This window comes from Vibrio sp. B1Z05 (assembly GCF_052955985.1).
Genome location: NZ_CP130463.1, coordinates 1897870 through 1922217, shown reverse-complemented (window position 1 = coordinate 1922217; position 24348 = coordinate 1897870). Strand labels below are relative to the sequence as shown.

1 protein-coding gene is annotated in these 24348 nt (G+C 48.1%); it reads left to right on the top strand.

Annotation, left to right across the window (positions count from 1 at the left end):
• The first annotated feature begins 3 nt into the window (after window positions 1–3).
• Complete coding sequence (locus QV280_RS08660; RefSeq protein WP_152819651.1) at window positions 4–24300, top strand: LEPR-XLL domain-containing protein; 24297 nt, start codon at window positions 4–6, stop codon at window positions 24298–24300.
• Window positions 24301–24348: the final 48 nt, after the last annotated feature.

Sequence of the window (24348 nt, the reverse complement as noted above, 5' to 3'; positions counted from 1 at the left end):
GTTATGGATAGACAAATGGGCGCAAATCAATCATCAAAGCAAAGCATTAAGGCCATTTCACAACCTCGCTTAACGAGTTTGATGAATGGAATTAATCGTGCCATTAAGTCATCTCGCTGGGGGTTAACTCCTGCACAAAATAATACTTTTGCCATTGAGCAGTTAGAGCCGAGATTGCTTTTATCTGCTGATCCTTTAGCAACCTTAGTCGCTGACTCCAATGACGTTACTTTGCAGGTAGTAGAGAATGCGTCGAGTGAGCAGTATATCCAGCTTATCAATAACAAAGACAATGGCGCTGTGTTGGGTGAGCGCAAGCTCGACAGTATTGGCGCGGCTAGCGTTATCACCATTACCGGTTCAGCTAGCGACGATACATTGACCGTAGATCAATCCTTCCTTGATCTGGGTGAAAGTAATTTTATTGTCCAATTTGATGGTGGTGAAGGGACTGATACTGTGGCGTTAGGCAGTACGGTCGTCACTAGTAACTGGCAAATTAACGGCGATAACGAGGGCAATCTTGGTGACAATGGCACGGTGGAGTTTTTAAATACCGAAGCCATTGAAGCGACGCAAAGTGATGACTCTATCCATGTTTTAGCCGCCTTAAACAACAGCTACAACTGGCAAATAGGTGCCGAAGGCGAAGGGGTTGTTTCTACCTTAGATGACCAAGTCGGCGGCATTTTAGACTCTGCTAGCACCACGAGCATTAGCTTTAAAGGCTTTGATGAACTCGGCGGTAGTGGCAGTGATTACTTAGACTACAGCCTTTACAGCGAAGGCGTCAGCGTCGACCTAGAAAATGAGTTGGTGAGCGGTTTTGATAGCGTAACGGGTATGAATACGGTTATTGGCTCTGATTACGCCGATAGTTTTGTCGGAGATACCAACGACAACGTTTTTGTGGTGGGCTTTGGCGATAGTGTCGATGGATTTGGCGGTTATGATACCGCTTTGTTTAGAGACACTGGCAGTACGGGCATCGATCTACAGGTTCAGACTGATAGTGACAATGCCGATGTAAATTATATCTATCAAGGCGGCAGTTGGGATGGCGCCACCTTTACTGAGACCGAAAACCAAAGCATTCGCTTATTTGATTTAGCCCTGCTTTCTGCCGAAGGTGGCAGTGGTGACAACTATTTTGATTTTTCAGCCTCTGAGCTTGATGTGCATTTGCTTGGTGGTGCGGGTGATGACTACCTAATCGGTGGCATCGGTGATGATGTCTTTATTGGCGGCGCAGGCAGTGACGCTATAGACGGCGGTGAAGGTAGCAACGAACTGATTGCGGTACGCGCAGCCAATGTAGTCTTCGATGGCGACACGCTTAAAATAGGTGACACTGAAACGGACACCTTGACCGATATTGATAGCATCTATGTTAAGGCGTTATCCAATGACGATGATGTTAGCGGTTATACCCTAGATGCAAGGCTTGCCAATGATTACGACATCACTTTAGAAGGTACTGAACTTGCTGATAGCATTTATGCCTCAGCTTATGGCGATACCTTAATTGGTCTTGGCGGCGCAGATACTATTACCGCAGGCGCGGGCGTAGATACCGTGCAAGAAACCTTTGATGGCCGCGCGAGCGTGGCTGTGTCTGGTGTGGACTATGAGTTAGATCTGTCGCATGGCGAAAACGAAATCCTTTCCATTTCATTGCCGACCATCACCAGCGGCTCTGGTTACACCTTTACGATGCAAGTCGATGGACAAAGCATAGTCACTGAAGAAATTGCTTGGGATGCTCGCGCCCGTGATGTGTCTCGCGCTATCGAAAAAGCACTGGATTTGGCCTACGGACAACTGATTGTTACCACCGAAACTGACGGCTTTAGCATAGAATTTGCCGGCCTTTATTCGGGCCAGCCAATGATTGAATCTATTACTTCGACAGGTAATGTTGTCACTTCAGTCTCTCAGACTGGCACTAAGGTTTTGGATACCTTAGTGGGCTTTGATGCCAATGATTATTTGGATATTGAAGGTAGCGTGGGCGCGGATGATGTCGATTTATCGGCATTTGCAGGTAACAGTAAAATTTCCACTCAGCAAGGCAGCGATACCATTGTTGGCGCACAAGGGATCAACCTGATTGATGCGGGCAGTGGTGACGACTTTATTTATGTCTCTGGTGAGTCAAACGACATTATTATCGGTGGCGAGGGTGAAGATACCCTGATTGCCGATATGAGTGGCAATACAGGCGCGGCGCATAGCTTTGATCTGGATAACGATATTCTGACTACAGACTTAGCCATCATCAACTTGCTGGGCATTGAAAGCGCTGAACTCATTGGCTCTGATGGTGATGATACCTTTGATGCTACCGACTTTTCAGGCTTATCTGAAACTACAGAGATTAACTTACTCTCAGGTTGGAGTGATGTTAGTGATTTTTCGCTGTTATTTACTTTAGATGATGATAGCGCCGTTCTAGAAATAGACCCCCAATCCGCGCAAACCCTTGAAGAGTTGATTGCCATGATCAACATCGCTGATGACAGAGAAACGGGAGCGCTGTTTGCTTCGTTTGATCAGCAAAGCTCATCGCTATCGATATCAGGCCTTTCTGGGTTAAATGTCTCAGGTGATGACACTTCAATTTTAACGGTATTAGGCTTAGACCCAGATACAATTTCAGGCTCTATGCTGACAGGGGTTAGCCTAAGTTTAATGGCCTCAGCGCAACTGAGCACACAACGTGGTAATGGCGGCAGTGATACCTTTGTCGGTTCGCAAGGGGTGGATTGGTTTGTTATCGATGATGACGATCTATCGGTTACAGGTTTAGGCGGTTATGATCGCGTTTCTGCCTCTAGCACCGCTACTCACACCCAAGTTGATGTCGCAGATGATGCTTTGGTCTGGAAGGGCGACGCACAAACCGATAAAAGCGTTAGCCTAGATAGTATTGAGCATGCGGAAGTGATTGCCACCACTGGCGCCACTGTATTGGATGCCAGCAGTGCCAGTATTGACGTGACATTAGATGCAGCGCAAACCACCGCCGAGTTAAAAGGCAGTAGCGGCATTAATGAATTTCGCATTGATGTGGGCGCGCGTACCGCACTTGATATTGTAAACGTGACGCTATCAGACAGTGCAACCAGTAATGATGTGGTCTTTTATGGTGGTAGCGATGTCTTTGATGTTAACGACTTTAGCTTTGCCGCTATTACTGGCGATAACTTCTCTTTCGTCAATGAATCCAGTGGCGATTTAAACATTGATTCAAATGTCTTTTTAGTCGGTCAATCTATCAAATTTGAAGCAGGCGGCACTATCACTGTCAGCGCTGATGTTGAAACTGATGATAGCAGTGACACTGCAGGGGATATCAGCTTTTATGCCCGCCATATTAAGGTTGAAGATGGGGTTAATATTTCCGCGAAAGGCCTGTCACTAAGTCAAAATGGCGACATCAACATCATAGCCTCTGACTCAAGAAACGAAATCAAAGGCATTGGTTTTTATAACTATGATGATGTCAGTGCCAGCGTCACTATTGGCGCGGCAACCATTGAAGGTCGTGACGTTACTATTCTCGCCTTTGCCGAAACAAACCCGGATAGCCCAGTTAACTATGGTGGCGACACCATAGAATCTGATGAGCTGAGCATTAAAGACTTTAAAGCTGAGCTAGAAGGCTCTTCATTGTTCGTTGGTTATTCTCGCTCTGAGGTCGATACCACCATTACCATTGATGAAAATGCCATCATCAAAGGGGATAACGTCACCATAGAATCTCGCTCTATTGCTCGGGTTAAGTCTGAGCCGTTAGCAATTTTGTTCTCGGTGGCTATCGGCAGTATTCGCTCTGACGCTAACGTAGAAATGAACGGCACCGTGATTGCCGAAGGTGATGTATTAATCACCTCAAAAGTTGAAAACTACATGAAGGTGGCTGCAGAACCTTACTTTGGGTTTAAAGGCTTTGCCGCCAGTATTGCGGTTGGCTTATTAGAAAGTGATTCCACTACTTTAGTCTCTGATTCTGCCACCATTATCGGCGAGGGGGATTTAGAGGTTTCTGCTTACACCTCCGATTTCACTTATGTTGGTGCGCTGAGTGATGCGGGTGCAAAAGGTAAGTTGGCCGCCAGTGTAGCTGTGCATATTGAACACGGTGATACCAATGCCACGCTAGCCGGTAATGTGATTGTAGCGGGTGATTTGACGGTTAGCGCTGAGCAAAAGCAAGGCCGAGTGGATGGCGTATGGGGCACCGAGGTTGAAGCGATTGTTGATCGCGTGCCAAGCATTCTGAATAACTTTACCGATAAATATAAACAAAAAGCCGCTAACGCACTGGCTAAGACCATAGTGCCAGAATTTATCACCAAGCGTGTTGCCCCAAGTGATCGTCTTAAAGCTACAAAATTCACCCTAGGTATTGCCTTTGGTTATGCCGATGATACCAACAATGCTAATGCGCTGCTTGGTTTAGCCGATAAGAGCTCAGATATCCAAGTAGGCGGCTCTTTGGCGCAAAATGCGAGCGTGGAAAGCCGACAGCTGACTAGTGTGTCTTCAACCTCAAGCTCGGTATCGCAAACCTCACAGCTTTCAGGTTCAACGGGTACTAAGAGTGAGTTCAGTCAGGTGCCGTTTGGCGGCGCTGTGTCGGTGATGATTGCGGACATGGATAACAATGCCAATGCATTGGTACAGGGTAACACTCGCATAGATGTGCTGGATAAATTTAGCTTAGATGCTAAAACAGAAAATCTCACTGGTCTTATTAGCCCTGATACTACCTTTAAATACGTAAAACCTGACTACATTCAGCCAAGTGATATCGATACGGATTACACAGTTAATCCCGGCGATTTAGTTGGTTTTCATTACAAAGATTACGATTGGCAGCAAGCCAACGAATCTCAGCAACCGGATATCGGTTACTTAGGCGCAGTGTACAAATACATTGGTGATGAACAACAAACCTTACGTCTAGCGAGCACCGACTTTAGTGATGTCAGCAAGTGGGAGCTATTGGGTGACAAGGTCACTAGCTTGCCGAGTCAATTGCTAGGTGGTGATTCCGATCTTTATCTCATCGATAACACCGTTAAGTCAGAAGCGGCAGGGGCAAAAGTCTCTATCGGTCTTAACTTTGCTTATTTAGATGTGACGCAAAATGCCAATGCGAAAGTCTTGGGCACAGTGCAGATCAACCAAAGAACCGACCTTGAAAACACCTTTGATGAAGTGACCGAGGATACGTATCACCAGATAGTGGACGCATTTTTAGGTGACTTATCTGCGTCCAATCGTGATATCGCCATCAAATCAGATACCATCAATCAACAAGTCGATTATGTGGGGTTGATGACGGCGACTAACTCAAATATCCCAATTTTAAAAACCATTTACGAGAAAACCGGTCAGTCAGAATCCCTAAACGGCGCGGGTGTCAGCGTTTATATCAACAACGTGACACTAAACAGTAAAGCGATTATTGAAGATGGCGCGGTAGTTTATGCCGATGATCTCAGCGTGGATGCAGATAGTAATGTGTTTGCCATTAACCTAGGTTATTCAGCCGGCTACGGTAAAGGCACCTTAGGTCTGTCAGGCTTGTTTATTAATAACATTGTCGATAGCAATGTGTACGCTCAAGTTGAGTCTGGCGTTGATCTTATGGTCGGCACGCGCATCACCAATGTTGGCAGTGTTGAGCGCTTGAGTGTTACCGCCGATAACCGAGTGGACATTATTACCATTGCCGGAGGCGGTGCTTCGGGCGGCGCCATTGGTGTGGGCGCATCATCGATTGTTAATATCGTGACTAAAGTAACCAAAGCGGAAATTGGCTCGCAAGACGCTAGCAGTCGCAGCGGTGATATCGATGTTAACGGCGATGTCAAAGTGGCGGCCAGTAGTGATGGTTTCATCATTGGTTCGGCAATTAGCGCCGCGTGGGCGACAGGTAAAGTGGCGCCATCGGGCGGTGATACCCCAGAAACCAATAACAGTGCATACGGGATTTCAGTCTCTGGTGCGTTCATTTTTAATATCGTTGATCACACCACTTCCGCTTCTATTTATAACTTGAACAGCTTAAATGCCGAGGCGTTAACTCTCGATGCGACTGATAACGCGGGTGTGTTTGCTTTCCCTATCGCTTACTCAAGCTCAGAGGCGCAAAAGTTTGCCTTGGCGGCAGCCGGTATTGGCCTGCGCAATGATGTCGATGTAGATATTGATGCCGGCATTTCCGGTGTTAACAGCCTTACTTTAAATAATCTATCCATTGATGCTATCAACAACACGACTGTGGTCAGTGCCTCGGTTTCAGCGGCGCTATCGGGCGTTGCCGATACGCCTCCTGGCTCGAACAGCAGTAGCATTGCCATTACCGGTAATGTGTCAGTGAACAATGTGATTAACGATATCGATGCCTTCCTAATTGATGTCGGTTCAGCCTCAATTAACGGAAAAGATAGCAATAATTTCGCAGTAGATATTGAAGCAAAAGATACCTCAGAAGTGTACGCGGTAGCACTCGGCGTGGCTTATGCGGGCAATGGCACGGTGGCGGTGACTTACGCTGAAAACACCATTGATTCAGATATTGACGCCCTAATTAGCAACGTTGATATGGACGTTGCAACAGGTAAAGTGCGCAGCCAAGCCAACAGTGAAGCGGATATTTTGTCGGTAGCGATTGGCGCAGGTGTTAGCAAAGATACCTCGCCAAACTTTGATACCAAAGTGGGCTTATCGGTTGCGGCCGCAGTCAGTTACAACACAGTGCGCATGAATACTCGCTCTAAAGTGGTTGATAGCCTGATCACTTTACCAAGCGAAGATTTAGACACATCGAGAATGGACGTTAAAGCGCATAACGACAGCGATATTATCGCGGTAGTAGTTGCGCCTTCTATTGGTTTACAAAGTGGCAGTGAAACAACAATTACCTTATCGGGCAGTGGTGCTTCGGTAGAAAATGAAGTGTATGGCGACACGATTGCACTGGTTGATGGCACGACTATTGACCAATTTACAACGCTAAATGATGCATCTACAGCAGAGAACGGATTGTTTGTGAGCGCCGATGCCTCAGGTGACATTAGCGCCACGGTAGTCTCTGCTTCTGTTGCATGGGCTGGCGCTACCACAGGTACGGGGGTCTCCGGCGGTATCGGAGTGGCATTAGCGGAAAACTCCATTGGTGGTGACAACGGCAATGCGATTAGCACCACTATTACCGATTCTAGTGTCGACCTAAGTGGCACGGTCGATACGTTTGCCAAAAGTAATCAAGAGATCACCGCCGTCGTGGTCGCGGCATCAGTGGCACTAGCGAACTCAAATGATGGCGTAGCAGGTGCATTAAGTGGCGTGGGCGCCTCCACCGATAATACGGTGAAAATTGATACTACGTCAGGCATTACGGCTACCCAAGCGAATCATAGCGTGATAGCTGATTCGATTTCAGTAACAGCGCAAGACACTAGCACCATTACTAGTGCGGTGGTCGGCGCTTCTATTGCCGGCACTTTCTCGGCAACGTCAGGTGCGGTCAGCCTAAGCATTGGGGTTGCGCTGGCGGAAAATGACATTGAAAACAATACGGTTGCCTTAATTGATAATGTTGATATTGGTGCAAGCGATGATAGAGCAGGCAATGTCAGTGTGTTAGCGACCACTAATGCCACCATTACTGCAACCTCAGTAGCGGCATCGTTTGCGCTAGGTTGGGGCTCTGGCACCATCAGCGCCAGTGGCGCAGGGGCCAATGCGGTGAATAGCATCACGGGCGGTACTAGCGCGACTCTTGCGAATAGTGATGTATACAGCTCGGGTGACGTGTCAGTCACGGCCACCAGCACTTCTAAAGTTAATGCAGAAATTGCCGCGGTATCGGTTGCCGGTGCGGTCGGCACCGATGGCGGTTTAGGCGTCTCTGTAGGCGGCGCAGAAACTGAAAATAATATTGGCACCTCAGGCAATCGCTTGGGTGTTATTGCCAATATTTTGGATTCAGATATTGATGCGACAGGCAATATTTCGGTGACTTCTACCGCCGATCTAGACATTGATGCGGGCGTTGGTGCAGGCTCAATGGCGATTGCCGCAGGTGGCAGTGGTTTTGGCGTAGCAGCATCGGGTACGGGTGTTAGCGCGGTTAACAACATTTATTCTAAGGTAGATGCGTATGTAGATAACAGCTCTGCTGCCAATCAAACCCTGAAAGGTACATCACTGACCGTTAACGCAAGTAACGTCTCAGATATAGATTCTGTGGCAGCGGCGGCAACGGTGGCGGCAGGCTTTAGCTCTGGTGGCTCAGCGGCTATCACGATTGGCGTAGCATTGGCTCGTAACGAGATAGACAATAATACCCGTGCGTATGTAGCAGGTGCTGATGTTGATTTGGCAACGGGTGCATTAGATTTAGACGCTAGCACGGATAATACCATCGATACATTGTCAGTGGCGGCCTCATTAGGCATTGCCTTTGGCGCGGGTGGCGGCATTGCGGTCAGTGGCGCAGGTGCAAACTCTATTAACTCCATTAATGGCGAGACACTGGCCTACCTTGATGGAGCCGATGTAGAAAGTGCTGGCGCGGTAACCCTTGATGCTGAGAACGTTTCGGATATCACTGCAACGGTAGCGTCTGTGTCCGTGTCTGGCGGCGGCGGTTCTGGTGGTGGCGTTGGCGTATCCATTGGCGCTTCTGTTTCTGAAAATGAAATAGGGACCTCGGGCGATAAACTGGTTGTTGCATCCTATATTCACGACTCAAGCGTGGATGCCTCTGGCGCATTATCAGTGACTGCAAATGGTGAAATGACCATTACAGCCGGTGTTGGCGCAGGCGGTATGGCTGTGGCTGGCGGCTCTGGTGGCGGTCTTGCAGGTGCGGGTTCAGGCGTGGTGGCAACCAATGATGTTTATGCCCTAATTGATAGCTATATTGATAATTCAGGTGCAAGTAGCGCCAGTATAGACGCGGCAAGCATTGCCATTAGTGCAACCAGTGAGTCAACCAAGACCGCAGAGCTCGGCTCCGCTTCATTAGGCATTGCGGGCGGTGCTGGTGGCGGCGGTACATTAACCATAGGTATCTCTATTGCTGACAATAGTGTGGATGTTGATACCTCTGCCTATATTAAAGGAGCGGGTTCGGTTGATAGCACTGGCTCAATTTCAGTCTCTTCTAATGCAACTAACGATATTGACGCCACTTCTGTAGCGGCTACAGCCTCCTTTGCCGCAGGTGCGGGTGGAGGCGTATCTATCAGTGGCGCAGGCGCAGAAGCGGTAAACAGCATTTTTGGCGAAACCCAGTCTTATATCGAAAATTCACAAATTGATAGTGCCAGTAAGGTAGATATCACCGCCTCAGATACTTCTGATATTGATGCTACGGTAGTCGCGGTTGCGGTTTCTGGCGCAGGTGGTGCTGGTGGCGGTATTGGTGTGGCGATTGGCGCGGCGCTTGCAAGCAATAATATTGGTAATAGCAGCTCGCGTCAGAGCGTACGTTCGTATGTGAAAAACAGCGGCATTAGCGCTACAGGTGCATTAAATCTAGATGCTGACGGTAACATGACGGTATTTTCCGGTGTTGGCGCAGGCAGTATGGCCATTTCAGGCGGCGCAGGTGGCGGTTTATCTGGCGCAGGCGCTGGAGTGAGCACAGTTAATGATATTTACGCTGATGTTGAAACCTATATCGACAATAGCTCAGCCTCTAGCAAGGTTATAGATACCGGCTCGGTCAGCTTAGATGCGGATAATACCACTTCAATTACCGCAGAAGCCGGAGCTGCATCATTGGCAGCTGCCTTTGGTGCGGGCGGCGGTGTTTCTTTAAGTGTCGGTGTAGCACTGGCGCAAAATACCGTTGATGCCAATACCTCAAGTTACATTACCGATGTGGGTGAGTTAAGCAGTGGCGATATTAGCGTTACTGCGACTACCGACAATACTATTACCGCGACCTCTGTAGCTGCTTCCATTGCCGCCGCAGGTGGCGTAGGTGGTGGCGTTGCCATTAGTGGCGCAGGCGCTGAAACGGCCAATTACATTTATGGTGATACCAGCGCCTATATCGCAAATAGCACTATTGGCGCAGCTAATGTCACAGTGGATGATGTGGACGTTACCGCGGAGAACACCTCTAAGATCACCTCAACCGTAGCGGCAGTTTCGGTCGCAGGTGCTGGCGGCGCAGGTGGCGGTGTCGGCGTTTCTCTTGGTGGCTCGGTGGCCATCAATGACATTGGTAAAGAGAGCGATCGCATAACGGTGCAAAGCTATGTCGATAACAGCCAAGTGTATGCCACTGGCGATATGAATATCGATTCTACGCTGGATATGACCATTAATTCAGGCGTTGGCTCTGGTAGTGCTGCTGTGGTTGGCGGCGCAGGTGGCGCGGCAGTTTCAGGCGCAGCAGTGCGCGTTGAAAATGAGATGTATGCCGATGTTGATAGCTACATTAAAGACAGCTCACAAGTGAATGCCGCTGATATTTCAGTGACCTCTTCAAGCACGTCAGACATTGACGCGACAGCCGCCGCAGCAACCATAGCTGGCGCTTTTGTCCCTGTCGGGTTTGCCATCTCGATTGGCGCATCACGCGTAATTAATGTGGTAGATATCGACCTAAACAGTGATATCGACAACTCTGATTTAGATGCCAGTGGCGATTTCACGCTCACGGCAAGTTCAACCGATGATGTGAATACCCTAGGGGTCGCAGCTTCGGTTTCTCTAGGGCTAGGTTTTTCTGGCGCAGGGGTATTTGTTGAAAGTGAAGTCACGGGTGATATCAATGTTGGTATGACAGATTCGGATATCACGGTGGCAGGTGATGGTGAAGTGAAAGCCCTTGCCAATGCTAAACAAACATCGGAAGCCTACGGTATCTCGGCTGGGTTTATTTCTGCCGGTGTGGTATTTGCCGATAGTGAAACTGATGTGGATACCTTAATCAGCATGTCGGCAACTGATTATCAGGGCGGTGATTTAACCGCGATTGCGAATGCTACTGAAAATAACTATGTACTGGCGGTAGCAGGCAGCGGCGGCGTGTTAGCCGGAGCAGGCGTTGGCGCAGAGACTAAATCGACCAGTAATACCAAGGTAACGGTCGATGATGAGTCATCGATTATCTTGGGTGAAAACTCAGGCACCGGCGTATTAGACATTAAGGCCGAGCATATTGCGCAGTTTGATGCCAAGGTTGTAGTGGCATCTGGGGGTTTACTGTCTGGTTCAGGTGCTGAGATTGATCATGATATTACGGCCGATGTCGCCGTAGTATTGGGTGATGGGGCAAGCAGTAGCGATAATCTAGTGATTACCGCCTCTGACATTAATGTGGATGCCATTAACCGCGCTCAGAAAAATCAAAGTGGGCGAATCGATGTCGTCGCGGTAGGTCTTGCTAGCGCCGCTGGCGCAGACAGTCGCACGGTATTGGATATGGCAACCACCATTGATGTGGGTGACGATGCTGAGCTTACTGCTTGGGGCACTGGCGATGATGACGGCATTGCGTTAAATGCGTTAAATGATTTAGACATTACCGATAAAGTGGTTCTTAACGCCACTGGCGCTCTGGCCGGTACGGGCGCAACCCTGAAAATCAGTGATGATGAATTGCTGGCAAAAGTGCGCATTGGCGAGAACGCCGTGTTAGTTACTGAAGGTGATTTGCAGTTATCTGCCCGAGGTCAAGGCACGGCAGTAGGTAATGTTGAGGCAGACTCTAGTGGCGCGGTATCGGTGTCGGTCACCAACGCTACGGTTAACCTTACCCCAGTTAATACAGTATTGATTGATTTAGGCGCAGACATTACCTCTTATGGCGATGTGAATATCTCAGCCGGTACTGATACTGATTTCAATCGCGATGATTATAAAGTTCACGCGCTGATCGATAGCTTCTCCGATAGCGTTATTCCAATTGATGATGCGGGCGCATTTGCCACTTTATCGCAAGCTAACAGCATTGCCATTGCTGCGGGCGCACATGTAAAAACCGCTCGTCAAATGAACCTGCACTCAGAGCGTTTTGGCTTTGCTGATATGGATGCGCAAACCAAAACCGTTAACTGGGCATCGGCCATTGGTGGCACTGCCGACCTTGGCGGTGAGGTCACTATTGGCACTACAGGTACGGTCAGTAATGCCGGTACGCTGGAAACGGGTATTCGCCGTAATCAATCTATTGAATTTACCAGTTTAAATGATGACGGTAGTGTTGATGAGGTCAGCAAAACTGATGGCATTAGCTTCTCAACCTCAATTGAAGCACTTAGCTCAAGCCTATTTACAGACCTTGAGTATGCCGAAGAGCAGCTCTCTATCTTTAATGATGGTGAAGCCACTGATACTGATATCGAAGCCTTCTACAAATCCGAAATTGACCGCCTACAACAAGAGTTGCTAGCAAAAGGCTTGATGGACGTTACGCCAAGCGGTGAATACTTCTCTATCGAGCTGTCGACTTCTGTGATTACCATTGACGACATTCATGCAGAAGCAGGACGCATTGATATTCGCTCTGGAGAATACGCCGATACCGGTACTGTGTTATCACCGGGCGATGCGTCAGTTTCAATTATCAACCACACCCTTGCCTCGCTAGTGGTGAATGACATTACGATTCCGCAGGAAAATGGCGGGGTGTATCTCAATGGCGAAAGACAAGATGTCGGCACAGACGATGAGCCGCTTATTAGCATCATCAACGATGTGGATCTAGCTAAAGAGCAAGCCGAATTGGCGCTTAGCCTGCCAGATAACAATGCGGTACTGACATGGCCATCAATCACCTTAAACGGTGAAGTCACCAACCGCAGTGGCAAGCTTGAACTGAAAAGTTTAAGTGGTGAAGATTCAACAGCACTAGGTAAAGGTGACATTAATATCTACGCCGATATTGATGTGAAAGAGCAAGTTGTGATGACGGGCGGCTCTACGGTAATAAGTCTTCCACCGGGTTCGGTGTATTCTGTGGATGGCGCTGAATACGCCAAATGGAATGCTGAGATTGGCAACAATGGTCTTGATGAAGCCTCTGATGCGGATATCGCCGATCTTATTGGCCGCTCAATTACAGGCCCTAGTATTTATGCAGATAATATTTCAATTACCGCTGAATACATCAATATCAATGGCAAAATTCAAAGTGGTAAAGAGAGCTTTAATCTCACCATTGATAAAGCGATGGAAGATACCATTGATGCGCTAAAAGCTAAGGGCGCGACCGGTCTAGTCCGTCTTGATGTGGCGAGCGAAGATTTCTCAGTTTTCTATGACGCTACTAACGATCAAATTGTAGTGGGTGACATGCGCGTTAGCGGTGGTTACATTGAGCTTGAAGGGCACATTTTAAACACCAATAGCAACTCTGAAATTGAACTGTTGGGTGGCTATGCTGACATAGATGTGGTGAACAATACCGACCTTGATGTGAAGATCCTTGGATTGGATGCATCACAACGCGGTAAAGGCACATTGATCATTCGTGATAAAGCCAAAGGCACATCAGATAACCCATTAGAAACCACCTACATCAAAGATGAAAACGGCGTAACGGTCACCACCAATGGCGTTGCTAGCACAGGTTCGGATGACATGACTTACGATCCGAAATCAGGCTGGCGTTATTCTTGGACTATGGGCCAAGAGCAATTTGAACGTCGTTACACCACAGAGGCCACTTCATCATGGTTAGGCATTGATGCCTTTGCTAAAGATCCCGATGACGTGGTATTTGATGGTGAGCCAGAGCCATTAGGTTCGCCAACACTGCGTGGTGAAGGGGCTTATTTTGAATATGTACCGAGTGATTCTGATGAAGACTACACCTTTGATACCAACCATATTGAGTTGACGTCAGAAACCTCTTTAGTGCGTAAATGGACTAAGAGTACTTGGTGGGGTAAGAAAACTTATTACGCTAAATTTGTTAATGAAAGTAAGGTGCGCGATGAGTCAACGCACTCCATAAAAGCCGATTACGGCGTCGCAATTACCTTTACCGGTAAAGAGCAAGGCTCTATCGATATCGTGTCCAATCAAGGCGGTGATGTGATAGTGCAGGGTGCGATTAGTAACACAGAAGGCACCACCACAATCACCACCAATGCTGGTATTTATACTCAAGCGACTGGCTCGGTCGGCGGTAAAGATATCGAACTCACTGCCTCTTATATTGGCGGTGTCGCGCAAACCAATGTTGATGGCAGTATTGATGCTGCAAGCACCGCATTGCGCACTAACCTCAATAATGACGGCAACGGTGGTATTACAGCGCGCACCTATGGCGGGCGCATCAATATCGTAGAAACTGATGGCCCATTAGTGGTCAACAATATCACTTCTGCGGGCTCCTATGGTCTGGCTAATGATACTGGCGGCAACGTTTATCTTTCTGCTGTCGGTGGCATTGAAGCTGAGTCTGGCAGTAACGGCATTGTGCGCGGCGGGACGATCTTTATCAGCTCCGAAGCACATGTCGGTTCATCGAGCCAAGCTTTAGTGGTCGACAGTGGTGAAGGTAACAACGACAGCGTTACGGTATTGGCTATTAACGATATTTACCTCAGTGAACTTGATGGCGATTTACTGGCGAAAGAGATCAGCAGTAGCGCAGGTGATGTCACTATCAATGTCTCGTACGGCTCTTTGGTGGATGCCAATAACACCACTGCCAGAGATGAGCGTACCTATGAAGAGTTGAGTACTGGTCTATGGGAAAACCTAGGGCTGATTGCAGGCAGTGACTCAGCGCAAGATAAAATTGATAATGTGATTGATGCCTATGTGACCGCGCGTGAGATGGAGTACGGCACCTACTGGAACATCCGCAATGGCCAATTTGATGGCACTTATACCGCAGATGAAGAAGTCAGCTTATCGGTGGATGAAGAGGCTTATTACCGCGAAGTGTATCAAGCAATTGGTACCGAAGATGGTCTGACAGGCGATGCACTACAAACCTTCGTTGACGATGCTATTCAAACCTTAGTCAATAAACGCACCGCAGAATATCATGCACTGCACGCCTCTTATGGCGGTGAAGCGTACGATTCTGAATACGAGTATCAGCTAAGTGATGAGAAACGCGCTGAACTTTCAGGCAGCGTGCATGTGTGGACGGAAGATGAACTGACCAACCTAATTAGCGGTAGTTTGCTAAAACCGATCACCAATACTCAAGCCACTATTGAAGATGCCAACATTTCAGCAGCCGGCGATATTACCATTGTCACTAAAGACGACATCGGTACTGCGGTAGGCTCAGTTGAAATCGACCTTGATGGCGATTACAGCGACGATGAGCGAGTGCAATTGGCCGCCGCTGAACGAAACGATGTGTACTTCTTATTGGAAGAGCGCGCGCAAAATGTAGAAGTAAATGTGATTGAAGCCGACAGTGGTGATTCGCTAGTACGTACTAGCGGCAGTTGGATTGCTGATGGTTTTGTGAGTGGTATGCAAATCCGCACTGCAGGTGACAGTGGCAATGCGAACGATGAAGGCAGTTTCTATGAGATTGCTTCGGTCACAGCAAGCACTATGACACTGACATCAAGTGCATTAAGTGTAGAAATTGCAGTGACTATGGATGTGGCAGCAATCAGTAGTACGCCAGATTTAACCACCTTAATTAATACGCAAAACGAAAGCTGGGCAAGCCTTGGCTTAGTGCAAGATAGCTTTGTTTCGATTGGCTCTGACATCTATCAAGTAAATCGCATTGCTGAGCAGGTAATGGATTTAGAAGAGGTTGACCCAAGTATTGCCTCATCGGTAGTAGCACTGGATGCGGGCGATTACCGCATTGCCAATGTGAACAAGATTGTGATTGACCAGCGCGAAGACATTGATGTGTTGGTTGCAGGCGTGATTAGCGCCACGGCTAGCGGCAATGTGTATTTAGGCTCTGAGCAATCTATTGCGATCGGCTCAGTCTCTGGTGACAATGTTCGCATCAAGTCCAAACAGTCGCTGACCGACACCACAGGTACTGCCGCTTCGATTTCTGCTAGCAGCACCTTAATTCTTGAGGCAGGCTCAGGCGCCATTGGTAGCGCTAGCAATCGCATCAATATCGATTTAGGTGATGATGCCACTTTGACCGCTCGCGCCGAGCAAGATATCTACATTACTGAGATCAATTCAGACCTTAATATTGCCACTATCTATTCAAGTGGTGGCAAGGTGGATTTGCAGGCGTTAAACGGTTCTATTTTAGATAGCTTTAACCATGACTATGAGAATATTCGAGCGCAAGACATTACCTTGACCGCAGAGGCAGGCAGTATTGGCGTATTAGGTAATCTGCTGGATATTAATCTAACCGGCGGAGTATTAAATGCGACGGCGCAGAACGATATTCGCATCAATGAAACCGACCAGAACCTAGATGTTGACCATGTTGAGTCTGCGCAAGGCGATGTAGAGCTTGCCGCGCATCTGGCCATTTTGGATGCGGTAGCCGACGATGCCTCCGAGATTGCTGATATTATTGGCGCGAGTATCTCGCTGACCTCTCGCTTTGATACCGTTGGGCAAATTGGTAACGACATTGAAGTGGACTCGGGTTCAACCCAAGGTGAAAACCTAACGGTATCCAGTGCCAATAACACGCACCTTACCGAAACTCGCGGTGACTTGTACTTAAATACCATTCAAACGGGCGCTGCGGCGATTGCCTTTATTGCCGCACCAGCTGGGCGCATCTTAAACGACAGTGCCAGTGGTAATAACGTCATTTCTGGCAAAACCTATCTGTTTGCTTCATTAGATATTGGTAGCAGTGACAAAGCACTCGCGACGCAAGTTGGCAATATCCAAGGTCAATCTACAACAGGCAGTACTTATATTGAAAATACTAGTGCACTGAATGTTGGTGGCGTAGCGGAAGGTATCTCTAGCGGATTTAGCGCCGGCGGGGAGATCAATATGATCACTCGCAGCCCGCTGACGGTTACGCAAAGCGTGACCGCCCAGCAGGATATCAACCTAACCTCTACCGATAACTCCGACTTTGATGACATTACCATTGTCTCAGGGGTGAGCTTACAAACCTCGCAAAACATCAACATTAATTCAGGCGATGGCTTTACCTTACAATCTGGCGCAACCCTGCAAGCTGACCTTGATATCAATGTGCAGATAGACAGTGGCGACACCGGCGACCAAGATGCCAATGTCGGCGCAAGCATGGATATTCAAGGTGCAATGACCTCAGGTGGTGACATTAATCTATCAGCTGGTGATGACCAAGATAGCTTAGTTATTCAAGGCAGTTTGGATGCTACCAGTATTGTGGTGAACATGGGCGCTGGCAGTGATTCTGTGCTAGTGGATACTCAAACATTGCTTGGCGATACTCGTATTAACACTGGTAGTGGTGATGATGAGATTTCCATCAATCAGCTGAACACTCGTGAAGATGCGCTAGTGCTTGATGGTGAAGGCGGTACTGATAGCTACATTATCAATCGCAGTGGCAGTGACAAAGATTACGTTATCGATGTGCAAGATTCGGGCGCACAAAACGATGGCGCCGATGTACTGACCTTAAACGGTTTGGCAAGTGATGACATTTTCTTAATTCGCGCCAACTTTGTAGCCGCTCTAAATGATGACGGCAATGGCGGTTACAGTGATGCTGTTGAGCGCATTAACTACGATGGCAATATCAATGCGCGCTTGATCATCAATGGTCTAGACGGAGCAGACAGTTTCTACAGTGATGATACTGGAACCATAGTCACCTTAGATGGCGGCGCTGGTAATGATTCATTCCAAGTTGGTCAGCTATTTGGTAGCGATCGTCAAGCTTCACTAGGTACGGTTGCCGCAGGCGATGAGATTGAAACCACCGAAACTACGCTGGGCTTCTTGAGCCGAGGTAATAGTCTACCGATGATCATTTACGGTGGCGATGGTGAAGACAGCATCAAGGTGTACTCAAACAAAGCGGTCACCAAGTTGTACGGTGAAGCGGGCGATGACAGCTTTGTGGTACGTGCTTTCCTACTCGCTGATAGCGGTTTAACTAATAACAGTGTGGATGTGGAACTGTTCGGCGGAGAAGGTGCTGACACTATCGAATACAGCATTAACGCCGCACTGAAAATTGATGGCGGTGCAGGTAGCGATAAGGTCGTGGTGCTAGGTACAGAAGGTGATGATAACTTTATGATCACCGAAGATGGCATCTTTGGCGCAGGTTTAAATATTGGTTATCAAGGGGTGGAATTTGCCGAGCTTGATGGCCTTGAAGGTGATGATACTTTCTATATTTTAAGCACTAATGCGGATGTAGAAACCACCATCATTGGCGGTCTAGGCGCAGATGTATTTAATGTCGCCAGCGATGTGACTCAGCCAATTGTCTCTTACTCTGTTGAAGGCCGTAGCAGCTTTATTAACCACAGTGTGTTTAGTGATGATGACGCCTATAACGGCATCTTTGTTGACGGCGTTTCACTCAATGTAGCCAGTGAAGAAAACGGCGCTATTGCGGTGAGCTCGCAACAGTTGACGGTAGATGAAGACAGCCTGACCGACAGCTATGATCTCTCTTTGAGTATTGCTGAGCCGAATGTGGCGACTGTCGCTTACGTGACGGTATCGGCGGCGCGCGCCTCGAGCAGTGATAAAGACAATACCAATGGTCAAGCAGCCAGCATATTGGTATCAACCGATAACATTAACTTCTACGAGTCATTGGTTGTGACCTATGAAAGCGGCGTGAATTGGCAAGATAACACCACCATTTATGTGAAAGCCATCGACGATAGCGCGATGGAAGGTGAGAGTGAATATGTCATTAGCCATAGCGTGAGCAGCGATAATCCAGACTTTGATCGTCTTGATATTGCCAACGTGGTGGTGAACGTATTTGATAATGACCAAGCCGATATCATCCTAATGCCACAAGGTAGCGACCAAGTCACTGAAGGCGGCACAAGCGCCGTGTTTGATGTGCGCCTTGCCACTGAGCCAGAAGTGGGCGAATTGGTGACAGTTTCTCTAAGTGAGATACTTGGTGACAACCTGCTTTCTCAGCTATCACTGAGCGATACAGAGCTGGTGTTTGACCATAGCAATTGGTCACAAACACAGAGCTTTAGCGTCAGTGCTATTGATGATAGTGCGGTAGAAAATCTGTATCAAGGCAGCATTAAGCTCACCACAACCAGTACCGTGACTGATTCGCAATACAATCAATTAGACGATACTGAGCAAGTGCTGTTTGTGACAGATAACGACAGCGGCGCGGTGATTGTGACGCAAACTGATGGCTCAACCTTAGTCAGCCAAACTGAAACTGATGAGTACAGCTTAGTATTGAGTAAAGCGCCATCGGCTACAGTCACGGTCAATCTATTAAACGACGGTCAAACTCTGTTTAGCAGTGAAGACCCTAGATTTAATGCCGATGACAATACGGTGAGCTTTGATGCCAGTAATTGGGATCAGCCGATTAGCATTACCTTATCGGTAAATGATGATTATCAAGAGCAAACCGGACAGCCAGTACAAAACCCGCCATTGCAACCGCATACGTTGACCGGCATTCAAGGCAAATTGATTATCGAAGGGGGCGTGCCGCAAGGTAAAGCTCGCGCTCTTAGTGTGGCAATTATGCTACCAAGTGAAACCGACAGCGAACTGCCAATTAAGAACATTGAAGTGAGCGAGGTTCTGCAAACGGATGTACTGAATATCTTTAACGATGGCAGTTTAGAAAATGACAGCGGTATCCTTTCTGATACCAACCTTACTGGTTTAGGTATGGGCGTAGGCATTGAGTATGCCGATGTTGAAGTGGTGGAACTGCTATTAGGTCAAGGCGATGACAACCTAACGATTACCTATACAGCAGCGGACGTGATTACCGTAGTCCACGGCGGTGGCGGTAGCGATACTCTCAGCGTGACGGGTAGTGATGCGGATGGCGTGCTGATTTTATTGGGTGATACCACGCAAAACGGCTTTACCTACAATGCCACATCCGATGAAAAAACCGATAAGGCACGTGAGTTTAGCAATCCGGGTAACGACATTTTGGATGCGTCAGGCGCTGGTGGCTCTGTCACTATCTTTGGCGGTCAAGGCAACGATACCATCACAGGCAGTGAATTTGGTGACCACCTTGCAGGCGGTTCTGGCAATGACCAGATCTTTGCTCTCGGCGGTGATGATCATATCTATGGTGATGCTGGATTTAATATCGATATCACCACCAGACTGGATTTGAGCACGCAGATACTTAGTGTGGTAAATCTTGCCGATGTGCAAATGGATAATCTTGATACTTCCGATAGCCTAGTGGTCGGTAATGACCGCATAGATGCTGGCTTTGGTGATGATATCGTGATTGCTGATAAAGGCGTCATTAATCAATCCTCTGATATCAACCGCATTCTTTCCACATCCTTGAGTGATGTCACTAGCATTAGCAATAGCGGCTTTACGCTAGGTGGTGAGGACAGCGTGTTAGGTAATGCCGGCAACGACATTATCCTTGGCGGTAACGACCAAGATACGCTATCGGGCGGAAATGGTGTTGAAGGCGCGGCAGTTGTTGGCGTAGACAGCGATATCATTTTAGGCGACATGGGTAGCGTGCTTATAGATGTAGGCTCGGTGAGCTTAGTTAGCACCTCGGATACTAACCATCGCGCTGATGATGAGATCTACGGCGGTCAAGATGATGACATTATCCTAGCCGGCGCAGGCAACGATTATATTGAAGCAGGCGCAGGTAATGATTGGGTGCTAGGTGACTTTGGTGAAGTAGATCTTAGAAATAGCGCCATTATCTTAAAAACGGAACAAGGTGATGAGCATGCCTTCGGTGACGATGAGATTCATTTAGGCACTGGCGCAGATAGCGTATTGGCAGGTTTAGGCAGTGACATCATCACTTCGACCTCGGGTGACACTCATGTCATTTCTGACAACGGCGCATTGACCTACAACGGGCAAGGCATACTGCAAAGTGCCATTTCTACTGACGCACATTTAGGTGGCAATGATTCAATCACACTTGGTGATGGACAAAACCTAGTTATCGCAGGCTTTGGTGACGATACCATTACTACTGGCAGTGGTGATGACGACATTATCGGTGATAACGGCAGCGTACAGCTTGTCGATGGCGTGATTCGCAGCATGCAAAGTAGTGATACTGACAACAGCACTGCGGGCGCTGATACCATTTCGGTTGGCGCAGGCTCGGATAGAGTCATTGCGGGTCTTGATAGCTTCTTGGAAGAGTATGTTGAAACGCCAAATGGCATTGAAATGGTCACGAGCTTTAACAGTGACAGCGTAGAATCAGATTCTGGAAACACCCACGTTCTGGCGGATAATGGCATTCTTACCTACAACGCCGCTGGCATTTTAGTGAATGCAAAATCCACAGAGGAATCGATAGGTGGCGACGACACCATTACCTTGGGCATTGGTGACAATCTAGTCATTGCCGGTCAAGGTTCTGATGACATCACTACCGCTGAAGGTAACGATATTATCGTGGCGGATAACGGCGAGGTGAGCTTTAACGACCTAGGCATTTTAATCCAGGCTAACTCGACGGCAGTAGAGCAAGGCGGTGATGACTCTATTAGAGCAGGCAATGGCAATAATATTGTAATTGCAGGTCTAGGTAACGATGACGTTCTAGCAGGCACTGGCGCAGATACCATTATCGGTGACAACGGCGAGCTTAACTTCAATGATGCAGGTGTACTGCTAAGCGCAATATCTACAGCTGTAGAACTTGGCGGTGATGACTTTATCAATACCGGCGATGGTGACAACCGCGTGATTGCAGGTCTTGGCAACGATGAAGTGCTAACAGGCACTGGCGCAGATACCATTATCAGTGACAACGGCGAGCTTAACTTCAATAATGCAGGTGTATTACTAAGCGCAACATCGACAGCTGTAGAACTAGGCGGTGATGACTTTATTAATGCGGGCGACGGTGATAACCGAGTAATTGCAGGTCTAGGCAACGATGAAGTACTAACGGGCAGTAGCGCAGATACCATTGTCGGCGATAACGGCGAGCTTAGCTTCAATGATGCAGGTGTACTGCTAAGCGCAATATCTACAGCCGTAGAACTAGGCGGTGATGACTTTATCAATACCGGCGATGGTGACAACCGCGTGATTGCAGGTCTTGGCAACGATGAAGTGCTAACGGGCAATGGCGCAGACACCATTATCGGTGATAACGGTGAGCTTAACTTCAATGATGCAGGCGTATTACTAAGCGTAACATCGACTGCTGTAGAACTTGGCGGTGATGACTTTATAAACGCTGGCGAGGGTGATAACCGAGTCATTGCAGGTCTTGGCAACGATGAAGTCATAACAGGCAATGGTGCGGATATCGTTATTGCTGATAACGGGGTAATCTCTTTTGATGATGTGGGCACTTTGCTAAACGTTGAATCTATCGCACTAGAGTTCGGTGGCAACGATGCGATTATGGCAGGCAATGGCGACAATATCGTGATTGCAGGCTTTGGCAGTGATGAGGTGGAAACAGGTAGCGGCGCTGATGTGGTGTTTGGTGACAACGGTCAGCTAGATCTTATCGATGGTGTGATTCGCAACATGCAAAGCACTGACCAAGACGAGAGCACCGCGGGCAATGATGTGATTGCGTTAGGCTCAGGAGATGACCGCGTAATTGCAGGCTTAGGTGATGACACTGTTGTTTCAGCGTCTGGCAATACTCAGCTTATCGCTGATAACGGCGTACTTACTTACAACGCCAACGCGATTTTAACCTCAGCTCGTAGTACGACCGATGAGCTAGGCGGTAATGACAACGTCAGATTAGGTGAAGGCGATAACCTAGTAATTGCAGGTAATGGCTCTGATGTCATTACAACAGCCAACGGCGTAGACATCATTATTGGTGACAATGGGCAAGTGAGTTTTGATGAGCAAGGCGTCTTAGTCCAAGCCAAAACCACGTCATTGGCATTGGGTGGTAAAGATACTATCGATGCCGGTAATGGCGTCAACTTAGTGCTTGGCGGCTTTGATGATGACACCATTACTACCGGTGATGATAACGATATCGTGGTCGGTGATAACGGTGAAGTTGATTTTGTTGACGGCGTACGCAGGCTAATTACCAGTAGCGATACTGAAAATATGACCGGTGGCGATGATGTGATTAGCCTTGGCGCAGGCCAAGACCACGCTATCGCGGGTGTCGGGCAAGATGACGTCCGAAATGCATCAGGCGAAAGCATCATCATTGGTGACGACGGTTATATCAGTAATGATGCCAACGGTCGTTATATCGAAGTTGCAACAGGTGACTCAGAGCTTGGCGGTGATGATATCCTGTTTGGCGGTAGCGATAGAGATATCATTTTTGGTGGCTACGGCGCAGATCTGATAAACGGCGGCGCAGGTAATGACATCTTAGGTGGTGACGGTTCAAAAGTTGCCCGAGAAGAAGACGGCACCATTGTCTTTGAAGCCATTGACCTATTTGAAGGTGGCGCAGATACCTTAATTGCAGGTGATGGACAAGATTACTTGCAAGGGCACAATGGCAGCGACTTCTTCTACGCTAACTTAAGTGATGATGTATTGGTCGGTGAATATGGCCGCTTTACCTTTGTCGAGCTAGACGGCGAGGCGAAACCTGAATCAATTGTCTCATTAGCGAAAGGTCAGCTTGATTTAATCAGACACTTGCAAACAGGCTTGTTTAGCGGTTATGCCGATGAGGTTTACTCTCAATCAGCTTACAGCGACATAGCGAAAGAGCGAGCTTCTGAAGAGGCGCAAGTTGAGGCTCAATTCACTCTAGAGGCGGAATTAGCCTTTGCCGAAATGGGCACCATGTTCTTACCAACCAGTTCTGGAGGCGGCTCTACAACAGCGTCAACAGCGCAGACACAGCCAAGTGAAACGCAACCTCAAGCACCTGCTGAAGAAGCAATTGAAGAGGAAGCTATTGCAGATCCTGAGCAAGAAGCGACACTGGCTCCAGAGGCAACAGAAGCCGCGGTTTCTGAGGCGATGATTGTTGAACCATTTATGAACGCGCAGTTTGCGCCAATAAGCGGTGCACCACAGTCAATCGATATTAGCGCTGAGCAAGAGACACAACAATCCGATGAAGGCATTGATTTGGATGTGGCGGTAGCAAGCCTTGTGGGTGCATCGAGCTGGATTGTGGCGAAAGCGTCTAACCCTCGTCAAAACCATACTCCGAAAATGCAAGCAGGCTTGCGCAAGGGGTAATCGTACAAAATGCTGCGGGTAAAAATACCCACAGCATCAATCGGTTAT

What these genes read in the sequence shown, in the direction of transcription:
- QV280_RS08660 (WP_152819651.1), top strand. Translation starts at nt 4, where the DNA reads ATGGATAGACAAATGGGCGCAAATCAATCATCAAAGCAAAGCATTAAG.